We start from the raw sequence: 25,389 nt of genomic DNA, 5'->3' as shown, positions 1-25,389 counted from the left end.
ATTTTTGGACTAAGTCTCAGAATTTCAAATCTTTTCAAATCATTTCAATATTTATCAATAACTGATCACATCAGCCTATGGTAACTATAGATTATCAAGTTGTGGTGAAGCCTGTGAGCAAAATGACAAGTGTGTTCATGGAGCGAGAAGGTTTAATCCCTGCGAGAGTGAAAGTTGGAGCGAGAAGTGATTAAGTGTTGACGATTTCTTCGATTAGCCACCTAAGAATAGGTGGCCTTTTTTTGCGTTTTTTAGCGCAATTACAACCTACTTTTTCGGTTAATCGTTAAAGCCATCTTGGATAAATAGATGCTTAGTCTGGTTGAAATTTGCTTCGCTGCAATTAACAAAATCGATAGCGTATTGCGCGTTGTCTAATCTGAACTTGGCTATCTTTGCTATCTCATATTCATTCATTACGATATTCATTGCTTCCTGAGTCCATTCAGGCTCGCCTGTGCCAATCTTAACTTCTGGCGGATCGTAATGAGTTACCATCCAGTTTTGTAATGCTTCTGCGTCGATTTCACCTTGCTTCCAAGAAGACAGTAAGGCAATTAGTTGAGTTTTGGTAATTTCGGTGATTTCCATGACAGTATCCATGACTATTTCATTGAGCAAACTTATTGGCTATAGAGTAGCTTAGAATAGTGGCTCGGCAAACCATTAACCGAGCGGCCAGCGATGAAGTGTTGGATATTCCACCCCATTGATACCCGGATATGACTCAAATAGCTGTAGCTCAACAGGGCTAAGCTCAATGGCTTGATATTCAATGCCACTCACCTGTTCTTTTGCCTTGCGAGTGAGGGTGATATGAGGCGTGTAATTATGCTCGCTGCAATGTAGGTTTAGCAGGGCTGCAATCTCTTGGGCGTCGGCGGCTAATTGCTGCAAGCCTTGATCTTTTGCCTGACCATTTAAACAGAGAATCTTCGGTTTTTGCCAGTGGGATATCGTATTTAAATGTACGCTGAATTTAGGTTTGTGCAGCGCACTTACTTGCGTGATTAAATCGGCTATTTGATTCGTGGTCGCCCTACCCAAAAATGCCAAAGTCATATGTAAATTAGCGCTGGGCACTAATCTAAGTTGCTTAGGTAGTTGGTTTTGAATGTTAATGATGGTTTGTGTTTGTGAGTTATTAAGCGAAAAACCTAAAAAAATACGTTTAATTTCAGTTGTCATTAACCTAGTCCTACTCTTTTACTGCAGTGCTCATTCAAGCTGTTTAGTCTGCCCTAGCTTTTAGAGTACACTAGTCGATATTCAGAACCAGTATATTCCTGTCGCTCTATTAAGACACAGATATAAAAGCCTTAGCTATTGCCTTGCTCTGGCTAATGTCAAAGCACATGGAATCGATAACTACGGTAATAGACCCACTCGTGACATCTCTACCAATACACGCCTTATTACAACCGCTTCGCGATGCCTTTAAGCGGGGGGAGCAAGTTATCCTAGAAGCGCCAACGGGCGCGGGTAAGTCCACCGCTTTGCCACTTGATATGCTGGACTGGTCCGAGTTTAGTGGCAAAATCCTGATGTTAGAACCTCGCCGTGTTGCGGCGCGCAATGTGGCCCAGTTTATTGCTAAGCAGCGTGGCTGCGAATTAGGGACAGAGGTCGGTTATCGAGTTAAAGGTGATTCGCGGGTATCGACAAATACTCGACTCGAAATCGTTACTGAAGGGATTTTAACGCGAATGATCCAGCAAGACCCAGAGCTAACTGGGGTTGATATGGTGATTTTTGATGAGATCCATGAGCGTCATCTAACAACGGATCTAGGCTTGGCATTGGCATTAGAGATCCAAGCAAGCTTTCGAGAAGATTTAAAGATTTTAGCTATGTCAGCGACCCTGTCTGGCTTGCCATTATCAAATTTAATGCCCGAAGCTGTTTTACTTAATAGCGAAGGGCGCAGTTTTCCGGTTGAACATCAATACAGTGCTGTGCCTAGCCAAGGCCGCTGGCTTGAGCATATGGCAAAAGTGATTGTTAGCAGCCTAAATGAGCATGCTGATGGTGCTTTGCTGGCATTTTTGCCGGGGCAGGGTGAAATCAATAAACTACAGCAAATCCTAAGTGCGCGTTTGGATCCCACTGAGTTTATGATTTGTCCGTTATTTGGAAGCTTAAGCGCTAAGGCACAAGATCAAGCCATTGCTCCTGCTCCTAAGCACTTGCGCAAAGTGGTACTGGCTACCAACGTGGCGGAGTCGAGTTTGACTATTGAGGGGATCACTCAGGTGGTTGATTCAGGCTATAAGCGCCAAGCCCGTTTTAACCCTAAAACAGGTGTTACTCGTTTATCGCTAAAGCGGATTAGTCAGGCTTCTGCTGCTCAGCGCGCAGGGCGTGCGGGTCGTTTAAGTGCGGGCTTTTGTACTCGGCTATGGAGCCAAGAGGAGCATGGTCGCTTAACCCAAGCCGATGAGCCAGAAATTTTGCATACTGATCTGCTATCTATGGTGCTTGATGGTGCATTTTGGGGGGTAAAATCTCTAAATGAGTTACCGTTACTCAACGCTCCGTCAGCGGCAAATGAGCTGGTTAGCTGGCACTTACTGCAAACGATGGGCATGGTAACTGAAACGAGAGTAATAACCGCCCATGGCCGCGATGCCCATAAGTTAGGTTGTAACCCTAGGCTTGCGCATATGTTGTTAATGGCAAAACAGCATGCACAGCAAAATAATGATATTAATTTTGGCTTATTGGCATGTGTGTTAGCTGGAACATTAGAAGCTCGTAGTCGTAGCCGGCAAGGCGCGGATATTAGCCGCTATCTCAATGAGGCGCTGCAAGGGGAGCCACAAAAGCAGATCCGCAATTGGGTTAAGAACCTAAGTTTAGCGTCCTTAGATAAAATTGATTTACAGTTAGCTGTGCGCGAAGCCAGTCAGGATGATATTGCCACTTTGCTGGCTTTTGCTTACCCAGACCGAATCGCGAAAGCTCGTGGAGTGAGTGGTTATCAACTGGCCAACGGCAGCGGTGTTGAGCTGGCTAATGAGGATGCTTTAGCTGGCTCTGCTTGGTTAGTGGTCGCTGACTTTCAAGAAACTGAAGGCCGAAGCCAAGGTAAGGTCTATTTAGCGACAGCGCTAAATCCAACGCTTTTTGATAACGAATTAGCTAAGTTGGTACTGACCCAAGAACATGCTGGATGGGATGAAGCTAGAGGGCGTTTCTTTGCTGAAAAGCAGCAAAAGATTGGTGAAATTTTGTTTGCTAAATCGGCTATCGCTAAGGTAGATAAGCGGCTTATCAAGCTGGCTTTGATGGAGCAAATTAAGCTAAAAGGATTGTCATTAATCAACTTTAATGATGCTTGTATGCAGCTACAACGCCGTGTTGCGCTGGCGATACAGTATTGTCCCGAGCACGCCTGGCCAGCCTTAGACGACGAATCCTTGTTAAATGAACTTGATAACTGGTTAGCACCTTATTTAGATGAGGTACGCAGTCTTGCACAATTACAGCAATTAGATTGTTATACTCTGCTACTAAATTTACTGCCTTGGGATTTACAGCAACAATTAGAAGCCTTGTTACCTAAGAAATGGCCTATGGCAACTGGCACTAGCGTAAAAATTGATTATGATGCTGTTGGTCGCGCACTTTTAAGCGTACGGTTGCAAGAAGCATTGGGAATGCAACAAAGCCCTTTATTGGCTCAGGGAAAGTTAGTGGTGACGATGGAGCTATTATCTCCAGCTCACCGACCGCTCGCATTAACCGCCGATCTGGCTAGTTTTTGGCAAGGGCCATATGAGCACGTAAAAAAAGAGATGAAGGGACGCTACCCAAGGCATTTATGGCCAGATGATCCCGCCAATACCCAACCAACCAAATTTACTAAAAAGAAGACATTTAGCTCGCAATAAGCGAGGATACGTCACGGAAGTATAATGACAGATAAAGCAACACCAAAAGCGGCCGCAAAGAAAGCACCAGCGAAGAAAAGGCCTACTGCTAAAAAACCGCGGGCAAGCAAAAAAGCAGCGACTCAAAGTGGCAATAAAGGTTGGGGAAAAAAGCTGTGGTCTATTTGCTGGAAACTTGGCTTAATCCTCGCGGTGATGATTGCATCATACGGGATCTATTTAGACCAAATCATTGCACGCAAATTTGAAGGGCAAAAGTGGCACCTTCCTGCGCAAGTATTTAGTCGTTCAATGGCGTTATACCCTGGAGCTGCCGTTAGTCATGGTCAGTTAATGGCAGAGCTTAAATTATTGGGTTATCGCAAGGTGGCTAATCCGCGCCAAGTTGGCGAATTTTCCGCATCGAAAACTAAAATAGATTTATGGCGTCGACCATTTTTACATCCTCAAGGCGATCAAGCTGCACAACGGGTGATGATCACTTTTGATAGTAACGGTGTGGTGTCAGTTGCTCGTAATAGCGATAAACGTCAGTTAGCCGTGTTCCATTTAGAACCGGTATTGCTAGATAGAATTATTACTGGCGATGCTGAGGACAGGCTTTTTGTGGCGACAAAAGATATCCCCAAGCCGATTGTTAATGCGCTTATCTTAGTGGAAGACCGCAGTTTTTATGAGCATCATGGCGTTAATCCATTTGCCATTTTACGTGCTGCTATGGTTAATATTAGCGCGGGACGTACGGTGCAAGGTGGCTCTACGTTGACTCAGCAGTTAGCAAAGAACTTCTTCTTGTCTAGTGAACGCTCTATCACGCGTAAATTACGCGAAGCCTTAATGGCAATAATTATCGATTTTCGTTATGAAAAAGACGAGATTTTAGAAGCTTACCTAAACGAAGTGTACATGGGTCAAGATAAAGCCCGTGGTGTACATGGTATGGGGCTAGCCTCCCAGTTTTATTTTGGACGTCCGATCGCTGAATTAACTGTACCGCAGCAAGCATTTTTGGTAGCGGTTATTAAAGGCCCATCTTATTACAATCCATGGCGTTATCCTGAGCGCGCACAAGAGCGTCGTGATTTAGTATTGCGTCTATTGATGGAAGCGGGAGACTTAAATGTCGCTCAGTATCAGGCCGCAGTTGAGTCGCCTTTAGGGCTTCGAAAAGCAAATAAGTCAGTACATCAAAAACTGCCTGCCTTCTTCTCAGTGGTTAAGCATGAACTAGCTAACCGTTTTGGCGATGCTTTATTGCAACAGTCAGGCATAAAGGTATACACCACGCTTGATCCTATTGCACAAGAGGCGGCTGAAAAGGCTGTGGTACAAACTCTTAAACAGCTAGGCAAGAACGATGAAACTTTGCAAGTAGGTATGGTACTCACCGATAAATACTCGGCAGGTATTGCCGCTATGGTCGGTGACAAGGTACCAAGCTATCGAGGCTTTAACCGAGCGGTAGAAATTCGTCGCCCAATAGGCTCCTTGATTAAGCCTTTTGTTTATACCACTGCGCTTAATCAAGGTAAAAAGTACAATCTAGCATCGCCGCTAAAAGACGAGCCTATTACGCTTAAAAATGGTCAAGGTAAAACTTGGTCTCCGCAAAACGTTGACAAAAAGTTCCGTGGTCAAGTGCCATTATTGACGGCCTTTAAGAAGTCAATGAACGTCCCTACAGTAAACCTAGGCATGGCGATTGGTGTTAGCGATGTAGCCACCACGCTTGATAAAGCGGGGTGGCGCGAAAAAATTCCTGAATACCCATCGATGTTATTGGGGGCGGTCAATGGCTCGCCATTGATGGTTGCACAGGTGTTCCAGACGATTGCTGATGATGGTCGATATCGTCATTTAAACTCAGTAACAACGGTGTTGAATGCGCAAAACCAGCCGCTAGCAGCATCGAGGCCCCAGGCCACGCAAGCTATCCCTGCTGCGAGTAACTATTTGACCAAATACGCCATGACCCAAGTGGTTGAGTCGGGTACGGCTAAGCGTTTAGGAAATGCTTTCCCTTATGTGACATTAGCGGGTAAAACCGGTACCAGTAATGATTCTCGTGACTCGTGGTTTGCTGGCTTCGATGAACGTAACGTCGCAGCAATTTGGGTTGGCCGTGATGATAATGGCAAAACAGGTCTTTATGGCAGTAGTGGCGCCATGGCCGTCTATCAAGCTTTTTTAAATAATCGTGCACCGCTAAGCCTGCGCATGGCGCCAGTAGATGGTGTGGTGCAAGGCTATTTTGAGCGTGATACCGGTATAGCGAAAGAAGCAGACTGTGGCGGAATGGTAAAAGTACCTGCGCTTAGAGAGAGTTATCAACCTATTGCCAATTGTGGTGATCCTTTACCTTGGTGGAAGAAGTTAATTGGTGGCTGACCTTTATGAATAAAAGCCACTTTAAAGCCTAAATAATCTGGCCATTAATCCTGTGATTGATGGCTTTTTTATTGCTTCAAGTAATTATTTTTAACTGCTTTTCGATTTAAATGGTAAAAGCTTCAGTTTTTTTTCGTCTTTTAAAAAAGAGCCTCGTCTTATGGGTGTAATCAAAAATACTGATGACTCATTCGGAGAGCATAGATGATCAAATTAATTAGCTTTAAAAACTGCCCATTTGTACAACGTGTTATGGGAGCGCTAGTGATGAAAAACATTCCATTTGAAATTGAGTACATTGAACTCAGTAATAAACCGCAGTGGTTTTTAGATATTTCACCTAACGGCCAAGTACCAGTATTGGTAACAGAGGATAAGACGGTATTATTTGAGTCAGATGCAATTGTTGAATACCTAGATGATAAATACGCGCCGATAGAGCAAGTTTCAGCTGAGCAAAAGGCTCTAGATCGTGCTTGGTCATATCAAGCGAGCAAACACTATATGCCACAGTGTGGTGCAATGGGCAGTAAAGACCAACAGACATTTGAAACGCGTTTAGCAAACTTAGCTAAAGCGTTTGCCAAAGCTGAAAATAAGCTTGGGGAAAGTGCTTTCTTTAAGGGAGATTATATCTCTAATGTTGATATCGCTTGGTTGCCACTTTTACATCGCGCAGCGGTGATCCGTAATTGCTCTGGATTTGATATGTTGGCAGGTTTTCCTAAAGTGCAAAAATGGCAAGCAGCCTTGATTGGAACAGGTCTTACAGATAAAACGGTACCAACTGATTTTGTGCAGACCTTCAGCAACTTTTATTTAAAAAATACCTATTTGGCGAGCCTAATGAACGGTACAGAAGCCGTTGCATCGACTAGTAATTGTGCATCGAGCTCTTGCTGTGGTTAACGCTTAAGCTTACGTATGTGATGTGTGACTGGTATGAAAAAGGCGACCCTCTTCGAGTGTCGCCTTTGTTTCATATGGCTCAGTTAATCAACCTTCATTAGCTAGCTTATTTTTAGCTGCGGAGAGAGCTCAGCACGGCGCGCTTTTAGTAAACAAAGCAGCGGTAGAATAGCGATAATGATAAGTAGCGCTGCCCAGTTACCGTTTTGAATTACGCCATATTTTGCTGCGACAATGCTGCCAAGCAGTGCGCCGCTGCCTATACCCACATTAAATAAGCCGGAGTAAATTGCCATGGCAACATCGGTTGCATCTGGCGCGAGCTTTAGGCCTTTAGATTGCAGCGATAGGCACATTAGCATCATGCCTGTGCCCCATAAAATACATAAAGGTAACAGCAACCAAATATGGTTTGCGATAAAAGGCAAAATTGCCATGCAGCTGCCCATAATCGCGATGGCTATGACTAAAAGCTGTTGTGCGTACTTACCTTGATAGCGGCTAAAGAGTGCGCTACCTATCAAACCAGCAGCACCAAATACTAATAAAATGATGGTAGTAATATTGGCGGTATAACCAAAGTATTCTTGCAACAGTGGCTCTAAATAGGTGTACACGCTGTAATGCGCAGTCACTAAAACCATGGTTAATACGTACAGCCAGAGTAAGGCTTTATTACGGGCTAATGTCGGTAAACTGCGCCAACAGCCACCATGAGTAGCAGGTAAGTTCGGTAATCCACGCCAAAGCAATAACATCATAATCAGAGTCAGCACGGCGATTAAGCCAAAAATGCTACGCCAGCCAACTAATTGGCCTATGACTCGACCTAAGGGAATACCTAAAACTAGAGCCAGTACACAGCCTGTGGCGAAGATGCTTAACGCTTTTGCTCCCTGACCTTCAGGTGCTAGGCGTACCACTAGGGCAGGGGCTATCGCCCAGAAAAGTGCATGGGTAAGGGCAATACCAACACGGCCAGATAGCAAGATATCGTAGCTAGGTGCCCACACACATAGGCCATGGCTAATAATAAATACTGACATTAACCCTAGTAGCAGTTTTTTACGTTCAAAACGCGCAAATAGCAGCACAGCAGGTAAGGATGCCAGTGCAACAACGGCGGCATACACGGTAAGCATAGGACCAACTGCAACGGCACTCATATTAAAGCTTTGCCCAAGAGCAGCTAAAATACCCACTGGCACAAATTCAGTAGAAACAAAGACAAAGGCGGTAAGTGCTAACAGCCATACTGGTGCCCAAGTGGTAAGGCGTTGTTTCATTGCATCGAACATCCAAAATTGAAAGGGCGGCAAGTCTACGCCCAATTACGAATTGAGGCGATAGCTGCGTCTATATTATGTGCGATTTGTGAACGGGGTTAACTTTTGATTTGCTAGAGAGTTGGAAAATGGTTAAGGCTGCTCTAGATGTGTTCGATAGAGCAGTTGAATTAGATGTCGCTAATAAATTAGGGGTGTGTTAGAACTATTTAAGAACTAGATTTTGTTAACCCGCTGACTTGAAAGCTTACCGGAAGGATCCGAATGAAGTACATTATCCCATTATTGTTATTATCTGCTTGCTCTGCATCTAACATGAAACAAGCTATCTATAATGATGTCGCAAGTAATGTTTTATCAAAGGCGTCAGACTCTGATGTAGGCTACGGTAGTGCTCGCTGCCGAGGAGTGCAAGCTAAATGTACTCATGGCCAATATGATGAATGGCTGGATTCAGATGGACGTTTAGGCTGTTCGTGTAATGTCTAACTGAATTAATACTTCTTCAATAAAAAATAACGCTCAGGGCTTTTGGCTGTATTAGGCACAGTCGCTATGATCTCAAGGCCCAGCTTTTGGTAAAACAGCGGTGCTTGAAATGATAAAGTATCGACCTGCGCCATGATGCAACCACGGTTTTTAGCTTCTACTTCGGCGTGTTGCATCAGCTCTCGCCGAAGTAGAAGCTCTTTGTTGCTCATCGACCCACAAAACATTATACCAATCAGTATAAAGATTTGATCGCTCAGCGAGAGTTTAGCTGTTCTGAGGCAAGGTCATTAAGTGCTCCTGCTTTAATGACATTCGCTGCATCCATGCAGCTCGCAACGAGTGAAGAGCATAGTTAAACTAGGTTCAAGCTTCTTCTTTTTATCAAGAGTCGCAGTATCAGAGTCGCTAAAACTCGCCATTCTGGAGCGTTTTTGGCTGCCTACTTCTGCGTTGAATAACTTCACAAGGGAGCAACCATTCTTTCAGCTATTCGCCTTGAATTAGTTTGCCAAAAACGCTCTGAGTAGAGCAACTTCTTATACTGATTGGTATTCTCAAAAAGTTATCATAGATAGTGCATCCGGCGACTCCAGCCATTAACTTACCGCTTTCATCATGGGCGATCACAGATAATGGCTGAGAGGTTTCTGCTTCCATGTGCTCAACATTGAACTGGCGCACCCCAGCAATTAGCGCATTAACGTTTTCTGTGTTGTCATCATCCGTGACGGTTATTTTCATTTTAACGCGAGTGGAAAATTTGCATGTTAGTCTTGTTGCTAGAACCAACTTTGCTCTATTGCGGTTGAAAGTGTAACGGAATAGTTCGATAAAATTGCACTGTGGCCGGCTGTAAATACCTTAAATGATGCATCAACTGGAACAGTGACAGAGCTGCTCGTCACACTGACAATTAACTCTGGGAAGAATATTGTACTTGCAGCATTAACTAAGTCTTGTGACTCGGTTAAGGAGTAATCAGCATTACTAATTGATGCCATTGACGTATTTGATAGCTTGGAATCTGACACTCTCGTTGTCACTGAGTCATTAGTCAGACTTGCTAGAGGTTTATTTTGGTTATTGACTAGCTCTGCCGTAGCAAAATTAGTGGGCTCTTGCCAGGTGTAGTTGTAACCATTATTGAACTCAAAGTTTCGACGATTCTCAAATGCTAAGCTTGCGGTTGCGCTATCTGCCGGTAGATTGAAGATCACCCGAGTTGTAGCAGTACTTTTGGCGTAATCATTTTTGTGAAGCACGTTGTTGTATGCGTACTCAACTCTAACCTCTTGTTGATTGGTTTCGTCATTTAGCTTGCTGATACATTTAACACTAATCTTGTCTGTGGCAGTGCATAAACGGGTAATAATGGTGTCTGATAAACCTAATTGCTGCGCTGCGCTTCTGAAATTGTCATCGACAATCACTTCATCATTATCGTCGTCAGGGTGCAATATATTATCGATATATTCACAGCCACTAAGATTAAGGCATAACAAACTGATAGTTATTATTTTGAGTTTAGTATTCATAAATCGATGACTCTGAGTGAGATAAAACAGACTTTAGCGCCAATTTACCATTGTTTTCGTTGGTGATAATAGCGATTTTTTTATACATAAGCTTTATACCATAACGCAGGCTTTGCTTTAATAATGAGCAGTAATTCGCAAGATTGAAAATATAAAGAGAATTGAGGGAGGTTCTATTTATATGCCTGCCAAGTCAAAGTTCAGTCTCTATTCTGTCGGTTTGCTTTAGCTTGCAAAAGATTCAGCTAATAACTTTAGGACAAATCATAACCTATCAGTGACTCTAAACTTATTTTACCGAGGTTCACCTTTGCAAGTCTCAAAGTGGAGTGGCTGGGCAAAGACTCTAGGTGAATGTAAATTTCAACTCAGCCACTTGACAGTTTTTTGCAAAAACGGCAGTGATTGTTGGTTTTATTCTTCAGTTAGTATTCGGTTGATAATTAATCACTTGATGATGTTTTTACCCAAATACAAGGTTCACTATCGACTGATTTACAGATTATTTACAAGGTTTTTTGTCTGATTAATATGCTTTATATGAGCGTAAACAGCGCAGGAACAATTAATAAATCTTCAATTATTAGCTTAATTAATTACGAATTTACTAATTAAGCTGTTCACAAAGCTAGCTAAGCATCGATTTCTCACCTCACAGAGCGACCACATTATTTACATTTGCCTAAGAGGCATCTATGAGTAACTTACTATTAAGTTTGTAAATGGGATGTATTATCATTTGTGTTCGTGTAACATAAATGTAAATCATAATTGTTCACATTTATAGTCGCTAAGTTTTTAGCAATATTAAAGGTACTTGTATGCAACTGAAGAAAACGATCTTGGCAACCACAATCGCACTTTCAATGGGGCTATTAACAGCCTGTGGTGGTTCAGACTCAGATAACTCGTCTACTCCCCCTCCTGTTCCTGCAAACAATGCACCAACAGATGTTGTTTTATCTGATGTTACAGTTGATGAGAATACCGTTAATGCAGTTGTGGGTACGTTATCGGCAGTTGACGCGGATAGTGGTGATACGCATACATTTAGTGTTGCTGGCGATCAGTTTGTGATTGATGGCAACACATTAAAGCTAGCTGATGGCGTTATCTTAAACGCTGATGGCGTAGACTCTTTAGAACTTGAAGTTGAGCTAACTGTGACAGATAGCAGTGACGCAAGCTTTACTAAAACAGTGACCGTAACCATTAATGACCTAATGGACCGTTACGCATTTGATAGCAAGCTAGTCGATGATAAGTCGAGTGTATCTTACACCGGTCAAAATGCACGTCACATCCTGATTGCAGAGCTTAACAATTATATTAAAAACCAACTTGAAGCTGATATTGATGCCAACAAGCTTGCCGATAAGGCTGCTGTACTGGCTAAGCTGAACTATTTTTACAATCCGGATGAAACAACGGAATACGATGATATCGCGATTACCTTTATTGATAACTCTAAAGACGGTTTGATTTCAGATCTAACCGGTTATAAGAATTTAGACGGTAAAGTTGCTGGTAATGACTCTGGCGGGCAACATGAAGATTGGAATAATGGTGCATTTGCTGGTTGGGGGGCAAAAGGCTCAATCACACCTACAGGCTTAATTGCAGACCTGTTTGACCGTTTAGCCGATAATGCAGTTGCAAAGATTAACGGCACTATACGTAAAGATGTATTAGGTAACGACATCACTAAAGTTTACGTTGATGAAAACGGTGTAGATTTAGTGCAGATGGTTCAAAAGTTCCTATTGATGTCTATTACTTATTCTCAAGCGGCAGATGATTACTTTGGCGTAGATACTCCGGGTAAAGGTTTAACAACAGACAACATTAACCCAGCTAAAGCTGGTGCGGCTTACACCAACCTTGAGCATCAGTTTGACGAAGGTTTTGGTTACTTTGGCGCTGCACGTAACTACCTGGAATATAGCGATGTTGAGATTGCGGGTAAGGTATCAGACGGTAATGGTCGTAGCGACTGGAATGGTTCACACGACACTGACGGCGATGGCAAAATTGACCTGCGTAGCGAGTACAACTTTGGCCAGTCAGTGAACGCTGCTAAGCGTGATATGGGAACCGCTGATAATGCTGCTGCAACCGATTATACAACTCAAGCACTAACAGCATTTATTGCTGGCCGTAAACTGATTAACGACAACGTAGGTGCTGCACTATCTGATGCGCAACTTGAGACACTGAAAGGTCATGCAACCGACGGCCTTGATGCTTGGGAACGTGCAATTGTCGCAACTGTTGTGCATTACATTAATGATGTTACTGCTGATCTTGCTCCATTAGCGACAGGTGGTAACAGTGCAGATTTCGATTATGACGACCTAGCTAAGCACTACTCTGAGATGAAAGGTTTTGCACTGGGTCTGCAATTTAGTGAATACGCAGGTATTAGTGATGCAGACTTTGAAATGCTACACGACCTAATGGGCGTTGAGCCAGAATTGACAGGCGATGTTGACGGATACATTACAGATTTGGGTAAAGCCCGCGACATCTTGCAAGCGAGCTACGATCTAGACGCAGACAATGTCGCTAACTGGTAATCCTCCAGCGTTTAAACAAGTCTTTTAAGGCAAAAAGCTTGGCATCGTAAGGTGCCGAGCTTTTGTTGTTTTTGTACGGTTATTTCGTACTAAGGGAAAATAATGTTAAGCCAACCTCGCTATTCACTGCTAAGTATCGCCCTAACGGCTGCATTGCTTAGCGGCTGTAATGAGAGTACTAGCAGTGATGCTGGTGCCGATTACGGCAATCAAGACAGTACCACTTCTGACTTTGACCAAAAGGCACTGATTGCTAATCTTGTCGATGGTGTCATCACCCCTACCTTTGAGCAATTTGTTAGTGTCAGTAACCAACAGGTTAGCGACATTAATGCGTACTGCACCGCGGCCAGCGCTTTTGAACAAGACTCAAGTGATAACACTTCACTAACCCAAGCAAGCGATACCGCTCAGCAAAGTTGGCGCAATACTATTTCTGTTTGGCAGCAAGTTGAAATGATGCAGCTTGGTCCATTACTTAATGATGATGGTGCACTACGCAATAAAATCTATTCATGGCCAGTGACTAGCCGTTGCGGAGTCGATTTGGATGTGGTGTCTTTTGAAAATAACGATATTAACGGCGTACCTTACGATATCACTTCGCGAACCCCTGCACGCAAGGGGCTAGTAGCGCTAGAGTACCTATTATTTAACCCAAGCTTTGAACATAGCTGCACAGGCACAGTGACTCCAGCTGGCTGGGATAACCGCACCGATGATGACCGCCGCGTAGCGCGTTGTGAATTTGCCGCCGAAGCTGCTAAAGATATCAACCACAACGCCCAACAATTACTTATTCAGTGGAGCGGCGATGATGGCTATGGCACTAGCCTTAAACAAGCAGGTGAGACAGGCAGTAGCTTTGCAACTGTGCACGAAGCGGTGAACAAGCTATCTGACGCACTGTTTTATATCGACAGTGTGACTAAAGACGGCAAGCTTGCCACGCCACTGGGGCTATTCGCCAATAGCTGTGGCACTAGTGTTTGTGTTGAAGATGTTGAATCACCAATTGCCAAGCATTCAATTGAAAACATCACTCGCAATCTTGAAGCGCTAGATGCCTTGTTTTCTGGTAAAGAGGGTCTAGGTTTTGACGACTATTTGATTGATGAAAACGATGCCGATACCGCAACTGAGTTACGTGAGCGTATAGCAACTGCTCTTGCTAATAGCCGTAGTTATCAAACTAGTTTATCCGATGCTCTAGTCAGTGATGAAGCCAAAGTGACTGCGACTCATTCTGATGTAAAAGCGGTAACCGATAAGCTTAAAAATGAGTTTATTAACTCACTTGCATTAGAGCTGCCACAAACTTCAGCTGGAGATAACGACTAATGAATAATCTTGCCATTAGCAAAAAGCTTAGCCTTGTTATCGCCATCCAGTTGGCATTGGTTAGCCAAGTTTCTGCAGCAGATAGCGATGCTAAAACTGACGTGACAACAGACAAAACAAGCGTCAATGACAGCTACATAGAGAAGATGCAGATCATTGGCCACGATGCGCGCTTAAGTAAGCAAACGGGTTCAGCGACCTTGATTGATGAACTGGAACTTGAGCAGTTCAAATTCGATGATATTAACCGGGTGTTATACAGTGTACCAGGGGTTAATATTCGTGAAGAAGACGGTTATGGCCTGCGTCCTAACATCGGCTTTCGCGGCGCAACGCCAGAGCGTAGTAAAAAGATTAATATCATGGAAGATGGCGTGTTAATTGGCCCCGCGCCTTATTCGGCGGCGTCGGCTTATTATTTTCCGATGACTTCTAAAATGACGGCGATTGAAGTTTTTAAAGGCCCAGCAGCGATTAAGTACGGCCCTAATACTGTCGCTGGCTCATTAAATATGGTGACCCGTGCTGTACCGCAAAGCAGCGAAGGCCTAGTCGATGTCTCGGGCGGCAGTGACGGTTTCGCCAAAGCGCATGCCTATTACGGTGATACCATCGACAATTTTGGTTTTTTGATTGAAGGTGTGCATATGCGTGCTGACGGTTTTAAAGAACTCGACGGTGGTGGTGATACCGGTTTTGAGAAAAACGATATCATGGCCAAGCTGCGTTATGACTTAGCGGGTGACGCTTTTGACCAAGTGTTTGAGCTAAAACTGGCTTATGCCGATGAGAACTCAAATGAAACTTATCTTGGCCTCACGGATGCAGACTTTGCCGCTAATCCGAATCGCCGTTATGTCGCTAGCCAACTTGATAACATGGATTGGACTCACTCTCAGGTGCAGTTTAACCATTTCATTACTGGTGATAACTTTGATGTGACCACCCGTGTTTATCGTAACGACTTTGAGCGTGCTTGGTACAAAATCAATGGTTTTAAAGGTGGCTTAGTTAATCGCAGCTTACAAGAGATCTTGGCGGATCCCGATAAAGATGAAGTCAATAGCCGCTTCTACAACATTCTGACCGGTAGCCAGGACTCTGTTGCCGAGTATGAAAAGTTGGTCCTAGGTAATAATGACCGTACTTACTACTCACAAGGGATCCAGTCTGACTTGAATTTGCAGCTCGAACTATTTGGTATGCAGCACCAATTTGCAAGCGGTGTACGTTTTCATCAAGACCAAATTGAGCGTAACCACACCACCGATACTTACCTAATGACTCAGGCTAACCTTGTTAGTGATGGCAGTGACACCGAAGCGGCGACTACAGATCGTGAAAAGACCGACGCTTGGTCTGTTTATTTGCAAGACACGATTAGCATTAGCGCGTTAGATATCACGGCGGGTGTTCGTGGTGAGTATATTGACGCACATTATCAAAACCGCGCGCCAGGCAGCGAGCAAGACTACCTCAATAAAACTACTCGCATATGGCTACCAAGCTTTAGTGCGTTTTACACCTTATCGGATAATGCCGGTTTGTTGTTTGGCGTGCATGAAGGCTTTTTGCCAACCAGCCCTAAGCAAGATCCAAGCATCGATGTTGAAAGCAGTATTAACTATGAGTTAGGTGGTCGTTATAACGATGGCAACTTTAACTTAGAACTTATTGGTTTCTTCAACGATATTAGTAATCTGAAAGAAGGTTGTCAGTTCTCAAGTTGTGGTAGCGATGATGATACCGAGTTTAATGGTGGTGAAGTCGATGTGTTGGGTCTTGAGCTAACCTCTGGTTATAGCATTACTTTAACCGATGATATTGATTTACCAATATCACTGTCATATACCTACACAGAGTCTGAATTTAAAACCAGTTTTGAGTCAGGCTTTGATATGTGGGGCGATATTACCGCAGGTGATGAACTGCCATACCTGCCTGAGAACCAACTTGCGGTGAATCTTGGCTTAGTCAGCGACCAGTGGGACGTTAATATGATCGTTCGTTACATTGGCGAGATGAAAGAGGCTGCAGGCGAAGGCGTTGTACTTTCAGGCAGTACTACCGAAGCACTGACTGTGGTAGATATGTCGGCGAGTTATGACTTTAACCAATACGGACTCGTGTATGTTAAAGCCGATAACTTGTTTGATACGCAAGAGATTGTAAGTCGCCGCCCTTATGGCGCAAGACCGAGCAAGCCACAGCAATTTCAAATCGGTTATCAATACCGCTTTTAAGTTGTGGGCGGTGGCTTTATAAGCCACCGCTATTTTGCTATTAGAACTTGTTACTCAAGTTTGCTGCTCAAGTTTGTTACTCAAGTTTGCTACTGTAAGGTTGTTAGTCGTTATTGGAGTATTGTATCGACACGATTATTGCGTTTTTTAATACCAATTTAGGCGATTTGCTTAACTACCCGTTTGATAGCAGCAAACGTATTTTCATCGGTTACCTGTTAGGCTCGGTGGTACTTGCACTGCCTGTGTATTTTGCCAGCCAAAAAGTGGCCCAAGCTGCACCGGCATCAGTATCCGGCTTTGTGTCTTTTTTACTGCCCAAGCAGGTATTTTTAGCCCCTTCTGCAAAACTCGACTATCAATTATTAGTCCTTAATAAGTTAATTAAAGCGGCGCTGTTTGCGCCGTTAATGCTAACAATGGTGCCCGTGGCGCTGAGCGTATCATCCGCATTAGAGTCACTATTCGGTGGCGCATTAATGCTTGATGCTGCGCCGTGGTTGGTGATGAGTTTGTTCACCATACTGCTGTTCATTCTTGATGATTTTAGTCGCTTTTTACTGCATTACATTCTGCATAAAGTGCCTTGGTTGTGGCAGTTCCATAAAGTGCATCATTCAGCCACAGTGCTTACCCCCTTTACTATTTACCGCACCCACCCAGTAGAAAGCTACCTTTATGGCTGCCGTATGGCGTTGTCGCAAGGCCTTGCTGTAGGTATAGGTTATGCCCTATTTGGCCCAACATTGAAAATGTATGACGTGCTCGGCGCTAACGTATTTGTGTTTGCTTTCAATGTACTTGGCGCTAATTTGCGTCACAGTCATATTTGGCTAAGTTGGGGCGATAAGTTAGAGAAGTGGTTTATTAGTCCGGCGCAGCACCAAGTTCACCATAGCGCTGCCATCGAACATCGCGACACTAATTTAGGTTCAGCTTTAGCCATTTGGGATCGCGCCCTTGGCTGTTTGATTATGGCGAGTAGCGTCAGCAAACTGACCTTAGGGGTTGGTAAGTTTACTGGCCACAATAGCTTATGGGGTATTTACAGTGACCCATTTGTGCAGATCTATCGCCGCATTCAGCAACGTTTGCTGCAATTATGGCGCAAGGTCAGTCCATCTTAACTTTGCTTTAAGACCCTTGCTGCCACTGAGCGTCAGCTCATCGGGTGAGTCAAAATCCAATCTTGGTATACACTGACCCACTATTTTTAATGACTAATTAAATATTTGAGTAAATATGTTTTTAAGTACTTATTTTAAAAAAGAAAATCAATCAGTCACTATCACTCCGGCTCAGGCGAGTGATTTTGCTAAAAGCATTGCTCAAGACTTCAATCCCATTCACGATGTAGGTGCCAAGCGTTTTTGTGTACCCGGGGATCTGTTGTTTGCCTTAGTCCTTAACCAGTATGGCTTAAGCCAGAAAATGACGTTTAACTTCGCTGGCATGGTTGGCGATGGTGTGCAGTTACAACTTCCAGATGATGTCGCTGAAGATTTTGCTATTCGTGATAATAAAGATAAATGTTATCTAGAAGTGCACCGTAGCGGCGATGTTCGTTACTGTGAAACGCAAATAGAGTCGTTTATCCGTAAGTACGTGGCGTTTTCTGGGCTTAACTTTATGCACATTTTAGTGCCTATGATGAAGCAGCATCAGATGATGATTAACCCAGCTCGCCCGTTAGTGATCTACGAGAGCATGTCATTTGATTTAACTACCTTAGACTTTACCGAAGTGAGCTTGAAGTTAGTTGAGCAAGACTTACAAATAGAAGGCAAGCGCGGCGATGTGACCCTCACCTTTGAGTTACTCAGCGGCGACACGGTTGTGGGAACCGGGGTTAAAACCCTAGTGATGAGCGGCTTACGTCCATACGAACAAGAGTCTGCCCAGCAAATGTGTGATGCCTACGAAGGTCGTAGAGTCGCATTTAGTTAATCAATTGCTGTGAGTATTCTAGAAAAGCCGTTTGAGCGTCTGCTTAAGCGGCTTTTTTGTTTATCAAACTACACTTGCTTAAAATTGACTCTTACTGATTTAAAACTGCGCAATTGATTCTGTTTTGCTCATATTTAACGACAAAATGTGACTTCCACCACTTGAGCCAAAGTGTGAGATCGCGCATGCTACTCGTCCCTACCACTGACTAACCCTAATGGTTAGCCAAGGATTGGGGATCCGTTCGGATGAAGGTAGCAGGAGAGTGGGGAGTAACCCCACACCGACGAGGCAACTTTGTAAGGCTTTAAGCCAAACAAAGCACTCTTTCAGGTGCCACTTAGTGGTGAGGACTGTTACTGGACGAGCCTCTGGAGAGACTGTGAGCAATTAAGTGTACGTTTGCTTAATCGTCACACAGCGCCGAAGGCGAAAGTGTAAACTCAGCTATTAAACCCAGCGATGAGGTTACGCGAAACGCTCAGGCAAAAGGACAGAGGAGAGGATGACTGTGTTAGTTATTTATCATAACTACATAAGGTCACTGTCGTTTGTCGCTGCGCCTTTTCTACTATAGGTTAACTTTTGTTAGCTTAGGTCGACTCATTCGCTAGTTGCATTCGCAAGTGATTAGCAACAGCCATTTCTTTTCCTCCTCCGATTATTAATAACTCTTATTAGAGAGTTTTGTTGTTTAATACTCGAGGAATACCATGAATTTTCACGCGCTTTTAGCCGATATCAACGCCATTGTCTGGGGACCAATCACCCTATGCCTTTTGGTAGGAACCGGTTTATATCTCACTGTTCGACTCAAACTTATTCAAGTCTTTAAGCTGCCTATGGCGCTGGGTTTACTGTTTAAACCAGCAAGCGGTAAGGGCGACTTATCATCTTTTGCGGCGCTTTGTACTGCGCTGTCTGCCACCATTGGTACTGGTAACATCGTTGGTGTGGCTACAGCTATTAAAATCGGTGGCCCAGGGGCACTATTTTGGATGTGGTTAGCGGCCTTTTTTGGCATGGCGACCAAGTATGCCGAATGTATGCTGGCGGTAAAATATCGCACCACTGACGCAAAAGGTAATATTGCTGGTGGCCCAATGTATTACATTGAGCGCGGACTCGGTCTTAAATGGTTAGCTAAAATTTTTGCCATCTTTGGTGTGGGTGTGGCGTTTTTCGGTATCGGTACTTTTGCGCAGGTTAACGCCATTAGCGATGCCATGACCATTGCCTTTGAAATCCCATCTTGGGTGACAGCGGTGGTTCTGACCTTAATGGTCGCGGCAGTGACATTAGGTGGCGTTAAGCGCATTGCTAATGTGGCGCAAAAGCTAGTGCCAACCATGGCGCTGGGTTATGTACTGGCCTGTATGTGGGTATTGTTTACCTTCTCTGATCAAATCTTGCCAGCATTTGAGTTAGTGCTGCACTCAGCCTTTACCCCAATCTCTGCTGCAGGTGGCTTCTTAGGGGCAACTGTTGCTCAAGCATTACAAATCGGTATTGCGCGCGGCGTATTCTCTAATGAGTCAGGCCTAGGTAGTGCGCCAATTGCCGCCGCCGCGGCTAAGACAAACGAACCTGTAGAGCAGGGGCTAGTCAGCATGACGGGTACCTTCTTCGATACGATTTTAATTTGTACCATGACAGGTTTAGTACTGATCATTACTGGTGTTTGGAGTGGTGATACCGCAGGTGCTGCTATGACCAGCGCCGCGTTTGCTGCTAGTGGCTCAGAAGTGATTGGTCAATATGTGGTGACCATTGCACTAGTGTGTTTTGCCTTTACCACCATTTTAGGTTGGCATTATTACGGTGAACGCTGCTGGTATTACTTAACGGGTAGTCGCCTTGGTGATAACGGCATTAAAATCTATCAGTTTACCTTTTTAGGTCTAATTGCCGGTGGCGCATTTATTCACCTCGATTTGATTTGGATGCTAGCGGATACGGTAAATGGTTTAATGGCCATTCCTAACCTGATCGCGCTGATTGGTTTACGTCATGTGATTTTAAAAGAGACTCGTAAATATTTTGCTAAACAGCAAGCGATTGCTGCACAAAGTGTGTTAACTCAAAAAAGTTAGTCACTGTGTATTTAAATTCGCAAGGCTAATAATAAGTCCGCCTCATTAACCGTGAGGTGGGCTTTTATTTTGAGAGGCTTTAAAGTTATTGCTACAAGCTGTCGCTTGTTAACTGCCGATTGATTGAGCATTAAAATGCCTCAAAATCGCGTATCATCTCGCTTCTGTAATTTGGTCACTTAAATAGCTGTCTTGACGCCATTGGCGCAATTGCCAAGCGCGACGCTTTCCTTTAATTTAGTGACCATCACCATATATTATAGATCTAACACTAGACCTAAAATTAGACCTAACATTTTTAGCTTAATGTAAGCCCACAGGGATTACATTAAGGCTCTGTTTGGATTAAGGAATGCAATGCCAAGCTTAAATCGCATCATACTTATCGATACCCATCTACCGGGAGTGGTAGAGCTGGCTCTGGATGGCCACACCAATATTTGTGGTACTAACGCGTCGGGTAAAACCACATTGCAGCGTTTGGTACCGGTTTTCTATGGTGAATATCCAAGCCGAGTGGTGCCTTCAACCCGTGATAGTTTTGAGCGCTGGTACTTGCCGCATGATTCAAGCTTTATCATCTATGAGTATATTAAGTCAGACGGCCTAGCTTACCAGGCGGTATTGGCATCGGCCGGCGATGGCAAAGGCGTAAACTATCGCTTTATCGCTAAAGGCTTTGAGCTTGATGATTACATTAAGACTAAGCAGGGCGACAGCATTCAGTGTTTCACCATGGCAGAGCTTGGCCGTGAGATGAAACGCGCCGGTGTAGCGGTAACTAACCTGCTAAACACCCGTGAATTTAGAGCGATTATCCAGAACGACCGCGCATTATTAAGCACAGGCAGTAACCGTACAGAGCTGCGTAACTATGCGCGCCAGTTCTCTTTGTGTGAGTCTGAGCACTCACTGCGCCACATCGAAAAGCTAGCTAAAGCGGTGCACTCGAAAGAGGGCAAGATGGAAACCATCAAATCGATGATCGCCGCCATCTTAGAAGAGGACGGAGTGAACCCGCCAAGCTCACGTTTAAATCCGCAGCGCGTTGAAGCATGGATCCGTGAAAGCCAGTTAATCCAAGGCTTTGAGCAAATTCGTCCTGAGTTTGAAAAGCTTGAGCAAGAGTTTAATCAACTACTTAGCACCGAGCAGCGCTTGGCAAGTTTGCGCCGTGGTTACAGTAAAGATGAAACCACCGAAATTGAGCGTCAAGAGCATCACCAAGATTTGTCTAAAGCGCTAAACGCCAAGCTGCGTCAACTCGATGAAGAGTGGAAAGAGCAGCGCGACGAGCTTAACCTTGATTTATCTGCTGCTAAAGGTGACGTGGCTAAGTGCGAGCATGAACTGGACTCGATTGAAGATCAACATGCTAACTTCCAAGATGCCGATATCGAGCAAGCCAAATTAGATTTAGAGCAGCTACCAAGCTGGCGTGGCAGTTTAGAGAACCTAAGCGAGCGCCATAAGCTGCAAACCGAAAAGCATCAAGACATTGAAGCGGCTTATAACGCCCGCCGCAGCAAGATTGGCGAAGGCCTAAACCGTGAGCTAGAAAACTTGCATCAAGAGCAAGATAGCCTGCGTGAGTCTCGCGATAAGCAAAGAGAAGTCGGCCGTAGTGAGCTGGCTGAACTTGAGCAACAGTGGCGTGAATCGACTGAAAAAGGTCAAGCTCAGTTTAGCGAGCAAGCCTATCAGCTAAAAGTGAATGCCGCCGAGCTAAAAGTGCGTGTTGATAGCGTGACTTACTCTGAAGAAGAAAAGCTGTCACTGGCTGTGTTCGACGAGCGTATTTCTCGTGCCGATGAAGATCAAGAAGCTTGTAACGCCAAGGTGGATCGCTTAACCAGCGAAGAGCGCAAGCTTAGAGCTAAGCGCGACCAAGCAAATGAGAGTCTGCGTGTTGCTGGGATTCGCGTAACTGAGCGCCAAAGTGAGCTTGAAGAGCTACAACATATCTTGTTCCCGCAGTCGCATACGTTACTGGAGTTTTTACGTAAAGAAGCTAACGGCTGGGAAAATACCTTAGGCAAGGTGATTAACTCAGAACTGTTGCACCGTAGTGATCTGCACCCAAGCATTAGCAGTGAAAACATCGAGGCCTTATACGGTATCGCACTGGACCTAAAAGCAATCGATGCCCCTGAGTATGCCGCCTCTGAGCAAGAGCTAAGAGTTAAACATGCTGCCGCTGAAGAGGCACTGTCTAGCGCCAAAGAGCTACAAGCCGAAGCGGAAGATATCTTAGTTGCTAGTAATACTGAGCTAGATAACTTACTGCGTGAGCTGACCTTTGCCCGCACCGCTTACAAGAATAGCCGTGACGATCTGCGTCGCTTATTTGATGACAAGCGCGCAGAACAAGAAAAGATTAACCAAGCGCTGAATGAGCGCAAAGCCGCGTCGCAAAAGCAACTGGCGCGTATTGATAGCGATATCAAGCAACAACAAGCGCAGCAGCAAGAGTGGCTTGAAGAGCAAAGAGAGCAAGCGCTAGAAGCGCGCATGGAGAAAAATGCTTACTGGCAAGAAGTGGTTGGCGCGTTAGACAATCAACTTGGACAAGTCAAAGCCAATATTCAAAACCGCCGTGACCACGCCGCAAGCGAGCAAAAAGCCTGTGAGCAGTGGTACAAGAATGAGCTTAAGTCTCGCGGTGTCGACGAAGCGAAAATCGTTGCCCTTAAAGCCGATATTCGCACGTTAGAGAGTAATATCAGCAAGGCTGAGCAGCGCCGCAGCGAAGTGCTACGTTATGAAGATTGGTATCAGCATACTTGGCTTAAGCGTAAGCCTAAGCTGCAATCTGAACTCAGCAAGGTTAAACACGCAAGTCTTGATTTAGAGCAGCAGCTTAAGAGTAAAGCCAACGAAGTTAAAGCTAAGCGTAATGAGCTTGATGGTGAGCGTAAGCAATCTGATGCGGTGCAAATTGAAGCGTCTGAGAACTTAACTAAGCTACGCAGCGTGATGCGTAAACTGAGTGAGCTTAAGCTACCACCGAATAATGATGATGCGCAGGGCAGTTTGTCAGAGCGTTTGCGTCAAGGTGAAGACCAGTTATTAAAGCGTGATTCAATGATGGGCTCAGTAAAGCAATATGTTGAGCATTTCGACTCAGTCATTGCCAGCAAATCAGGTTCAGGTCTGTCTGAAACCTGGGAACGTGCCCGTGAAGAATCAAGCTTTGTAAACGACAAAGGCATCCGCATTCTCGATTACCGCAAGCTAGTGCCGCAACTTGAGCAGCTGCTCAACGTGATGGTGCCGCAATCGATTATGGCACTGCGTGAGCAGGGACGTATTTTCGGTGTCGACTTAACGGCATTCTACGATGTACTGGCGGATATCGATCGCCGCATCGCCTCGCAAAGTGCGCGCATTACCCGTGAAGTGGGTGAAGAGTTGTTCCTTGATGGTGTCTCTGAATCTGCGGTTAAAATCCGCTCGCGCATTAGTGAGCTTGAGTTCTGGCCTGAGCTTGAGCAGTTTGTAAAAGCCTTTAAGCGTTGGAAAGCCGACGGCTTCAACGATCTGCCGGGTGAGGATTACACCAACAGCATGCGCCGTGCATTAGATATTATCGGCCGCGCAGCATTGTCTGGTGGTATTGCCAAACTGCTGGAAATTGAACTGCGCCTTAAAGAAGGTAACAGTGACTTAATTATTCGTACCGATAGACAGTTAAACGAATCATCGAGCCACGGTATGGCTTACCTGATCTTATGTAAGTTCCTACTGGCGTTTACCCGTTTACTGCGTGGCCGCGCTGACGTCACCATTCACTGGCCGATTGATGAGCTAGGCACCTTACATCACGGTAACGTGAAGAAGATTTTTGATGCCTGTGAAAACAACAATATCTCAGTACTGGGCGCGTTCCCGAATCCGGAATCTGAGGTACTAAACTTGTTTGCTAACCGTTACATCATCAACAAACAAACCAAGAAACTACAGGTAGTTAAGCCTCAAGTTAATCCTATCGCCGATAAACTTAATCAGCGTCGTACTCAGGAGGCCGTGTAATGAGCCAAGTAACCGAAACCGCCATCGTAGGGACTAGTGCACTCATTGAGCGTCTGTTGAAAGGGCTGTTTATCTGCCGCACGACTGATGAAGACGGTTGGCGCGCACTGAAAAGCCCATCGACCCGTGAGCATGTTGAGCAGTACTTAAATCAGATCAATCGCACCATTGGCTCTGCCGGTGAAGGCGAAGTGTTTTTCTGTGGCTACCAGCAGTTAGGCGACAGCGAGCGCAAGGTCATTTCATCGCAGTTTAAGGATATCTGTAATGCGCTTATCCCGCTGGTGGAATGGTTAGTGTTAGTGCAAGAGGGCAGCGGCCAAGATGCGCCATTGTCTGAAGGGGTTGCGGTGCGCTTAACTGAGCTGCAAACCCGTATTGAAGACACGCCAGCGTTTCGTGAGCAGCTCGCTAAAATCAGCCATTACCGCTTATTTGGCTCAACCAGTACCAATGTTGATGCGCAAATTAAGTTGGTGTTTAAGCGCCTAGTCGAGCTGGGTTATTTAACCCGCCCTAACAGCGAAAAGCAGATCTATATTGCTACCGGTAAGCTCGATTACTTGTACGAAGTGATCCGCTTTATTGATGAAACGGAAGGCCTGAGCCTTGAAGCCCAAGCTGAAACCGCTACCCAAAGGGATTTGATCTAAT

At 44.7% G+C, this 25,389-nt stretch carries 18 protein-coding genes and 1 riboswitch; of the genes, 12 read left to right on the top strand and 6 right to left on the bottom strand.

The genetic code is table 11. The features are described from left to right. Positions 1 to 279: 279 nt before the first annotated feature. Together AB4298_RS10160 and thpR are read right to left on the bottom strand one after the other, a co-directional pair. Positions 280 to 591 (bottom strand): hypothetical protein, encoded by a 312-nt coding sequence (locus tag AB4298_RS10160; protein WP_248998237.1) that lies wholly within the window; start codon positions 589 to 591, stop codon positions 280 to 282. A 75-nt stretch (positions 592 to 666) separates the two neighbouring features. After that, positions 667 to 1,188 carry an RNA 2',3'-cyclic phosphodiesterase gene (thpR, locus tag AB4298_RS10155; protein WP_248998238.1) on the bottom strand — a complete coding sequence of 174 codons (522 nt, stop codon included), beginning with the start codon at positions 1,186 to 1,188 and terminating at the stop codon, positions 667 to 669. Positions 1,189 to 1,355: 167 nt separating this feature from the next. Between thpR and hrpB the strand changes: the two genes are divergently transcribed. From hrpB to AB4298_RS10140, 3 genes are all read left to right on the top strand, one after another. Continuing rightward, entirely contained in the window at positions 1,356 to 3,893 is a 2,538-nt protein-coding gene (hrpB, locus tag AB4298_RS10150; protein ID WP_371986603.1) for an ATP-dependent helicase HrpB, read from the top strand. Positions 3,894 to 3,917: 24 nt separating this feature from the next. Then, positions 3,918 to 6,281: a penicillin-binding protein 1B gene (gene mrcB / locus AB4298_RS10145; protein WP_371986601.1), complete on the top strand. Its 2,364-nt coding sequence runs from the start codon at positions 3,918 to 3,920 to the stop codon at positions 6,279 to 6,281. Positions 6,282 to 6,485: 204 nt separating this feature from the next. Beyond that, the gene (locus AB4298_RS10140) at positions 6,486 to 7,190 is read left to right on the top strand and encodes a glutathione S-transferase family protein (RefSeq protein ID WP_248998241.1); all 705 of its coding nucleotides are present in this window, start codon (positions 6,486 to 6,488) and stop codon (positions 7,188 to 7,190) included. 101 nt (positions 7,191 to 7,291) lie between these two features. Here AB4298_RS10140 and AB4298_RS10135 read toward each other — a convergent pair whose 3' ends face one another. Next, complete coding sequence (locus tag AB4298_RS10135) at positions 7,292 to 8,476, bottom strand: sugar transporter (RefSeq protein ID WP_371986599.1); 1,185 nt, start codon at positions 8,474 to 8,476, stop codon at positions 7,292 to 7,294. Between the two features lie 264 nt (positions 8,477 to 8,740). Between AB4298_RS10135 and AB4298_RS10130 the strand changes: the two genes are divergently transcribed. Next, a complete protein-coding gene (locus tag AB4298_RS10130) occupies positions 8,741 to 8,965 on the top strand; it encodes a hypothetical protein (RefSeq protein WP_248998243.1) in 225 nt (74 codons plus the stop codon). A 5-nt stretch (positions 8,966 to 8,970) separates the two neighbouring features. Here AB4298_RS10130 and AB4298_RS10125 read toward each other — a convergent pair whose 3' ends face one another. The 3 genes from AB4298_RS10125 to AB4298_RS10115 all read right to left on the bottom strand — a co-directional run bounded on the left by AB4298_RS10125 (position 8,971) and on the right by AB4298_RS10115 (position 10,503). Continuing rightward, the gene (locus AB4298_RS10125) at positions 8,971 to 9,141 is read right to left on the bottom strand and encodes a GNAT family N-acetyltransferase (RefSeq protein ID WP_371986597.1); all 171 of its coding nucleotides are present in this window, start codon (positions 9,139 to 9,141) and stop codon (positions 8,971 to 8,973) included. A 313-nt stretch (positions 9,142 to 9,454) separates the two neighbouring features. Continuing rightward, the gene (locus AB4298_RS10120; protein ID WP_371986596.1) at positions 9,455 to 9,709 is read right to left on the bottom strand and encodes a hypothetical protein; all 255 of its coding nucleotides are present in this window, start codon (positions 9,707 to 9,709) and stop codon (positions 9,455 to 9,457) included. Between the two features lie 38 nt (positions 9,710 to 9,747). Then, positions 9,748 to 10,503, bottom strand: coding sequence for a hypothetical protein (locus AB4298_RS10115; RefSeq protein WP_371986594.1), 756 nt, complete (start codon positions 10,501 to 10,503; stop codon positions 9,748 to 9,750). 821 nt (positions 10,504 to 11,324) lie between these two features. Here AB4298_RS10115 and AB4298_RS10110 point away from each other — a divergent pair. From AB4298_RS10110 to AB4298_RS10075, 8 genes are all read left to right on the top strand, one after another. Continuing rightward, positions 11,325 to 13,079 carry a DUF4856 domain-containing protein gene (locus AB4298_RS10110; protein WP_371986593.1) on the top strand — a complete coding sequence of 585 codons (1,755 nt, stop codon included), beginning with the start codon at positions 11,325 to 11,327 and terminating at the stop codon, positions 13,077 to 13,079. Between the two features lie 102 nt (positions 13,080 to 13,181). Continuing rightward, complete coding sequence (locus tag AB4298_RS10105) at positions 13,182 to 14,420, top strand: imelysin family protein (protein ID WP_371986592.1); 1,239 nt, start codon at positions 13,182 to 13,184, stop codon at positions 14,418 to 14,420. Then, a complete protein-coding gene (locus tag AB4298_RS10100) occupies positions 14,420 to 16,663 on the top strand; it encodes a TonB-dependent receptor family protein (protein ID WP_371986590.1) in 2,244 nt (747 codons plus the stop codon). The genes AB4298_RS10105 and AB4298_RS10100 overlap by 1 nt, the downstream gene beginning before the upstream one ends. A 113-nt stretch (positions 16,664 to 16,776) precedes the next feature. After that, positions 16,777 to 17,790 carry a sterol desaturase family protein gene (locus tag AB4298_RS10095; protein WP_371986589.1) on the top strand — a complete coding sequence of 338 codons (1,014 nt, stop codon included), beginning with the start codon at positions 16,777 to 16,779 and terminating at the stop codon, positions 17,788 to 17,790. A 115-nt stretch (positions 17,791 to 17,905) separates the two neighbouring features. Then, positions 17,906 to 18,610, top strand: a complete 705-nt coding sequence (locus AB4298_RS10090; RefSeq protein WP_371986587.1) for a DUF3581 domain-containing protein — start codon at positions 17,906 to 17,908, stop codon at positions 18,608 to 18,610. Positions 18,611 to 18,971: 361 nt separating this feature from the next. Continuing rightward, positions 18,972 to 19,117, top strand: a riboswitch (glycine riboswitch). 206 nt (positions 19,118 to 19,323) lie between these two features. Continuing rightward, positions 19,324 to 20,703 (top strand): alanine/glycine:cation symporter family protein, encoded by a 1,380-nt coding sequence (locus AB4298_RS10085; protein WP_248998249.1) that lies wholly within the window; start codon positions 19,324 to 19,326, stop codon positions 20,701 to 20,703. A gap of 357 nt (positions 20,704 to 21,060) precedes the next feature. Beyond that, entirely contained in the window at positions 21,061 to 24,735 is a 3,675-nt protein-coding gene (locus AB4298_RS10080; RefSeq protein ID WP_371986585.1) for an ATP-binding protein, read from the top strand. Then, a complete protein-coding gene (locus AB4298_RS10075; RefSeq protein WP_371986584.1) occupies positions 24,735 to 25,388 on the top strand; it encodes a hypothetical protein in 654 nt (217 codons plus the stop codon). The genes AB4298_RS10080 and AB4298_RS10075 overlap by 1 nt, the downstream gene beginning before the upstream one ends. Position 25,389 lies beyond the last annotated feature (1 nt).

This window comes from Shewanella sp. 10N.261.52.F9, assembly GCF_041471165.1.
In the GTDB taxonomy this organism is placed as follows: Bacteria; Pseudomonadota; Gammaproteobacteria; order Enterobacterales; family Shewanellaceae; genus Shewanella; species Shewanella marinintestina.
Note: the sequence above shows the minus strand (reverse complement) of the source record. Positions and strands in the feature narration are given on the sequence as shown.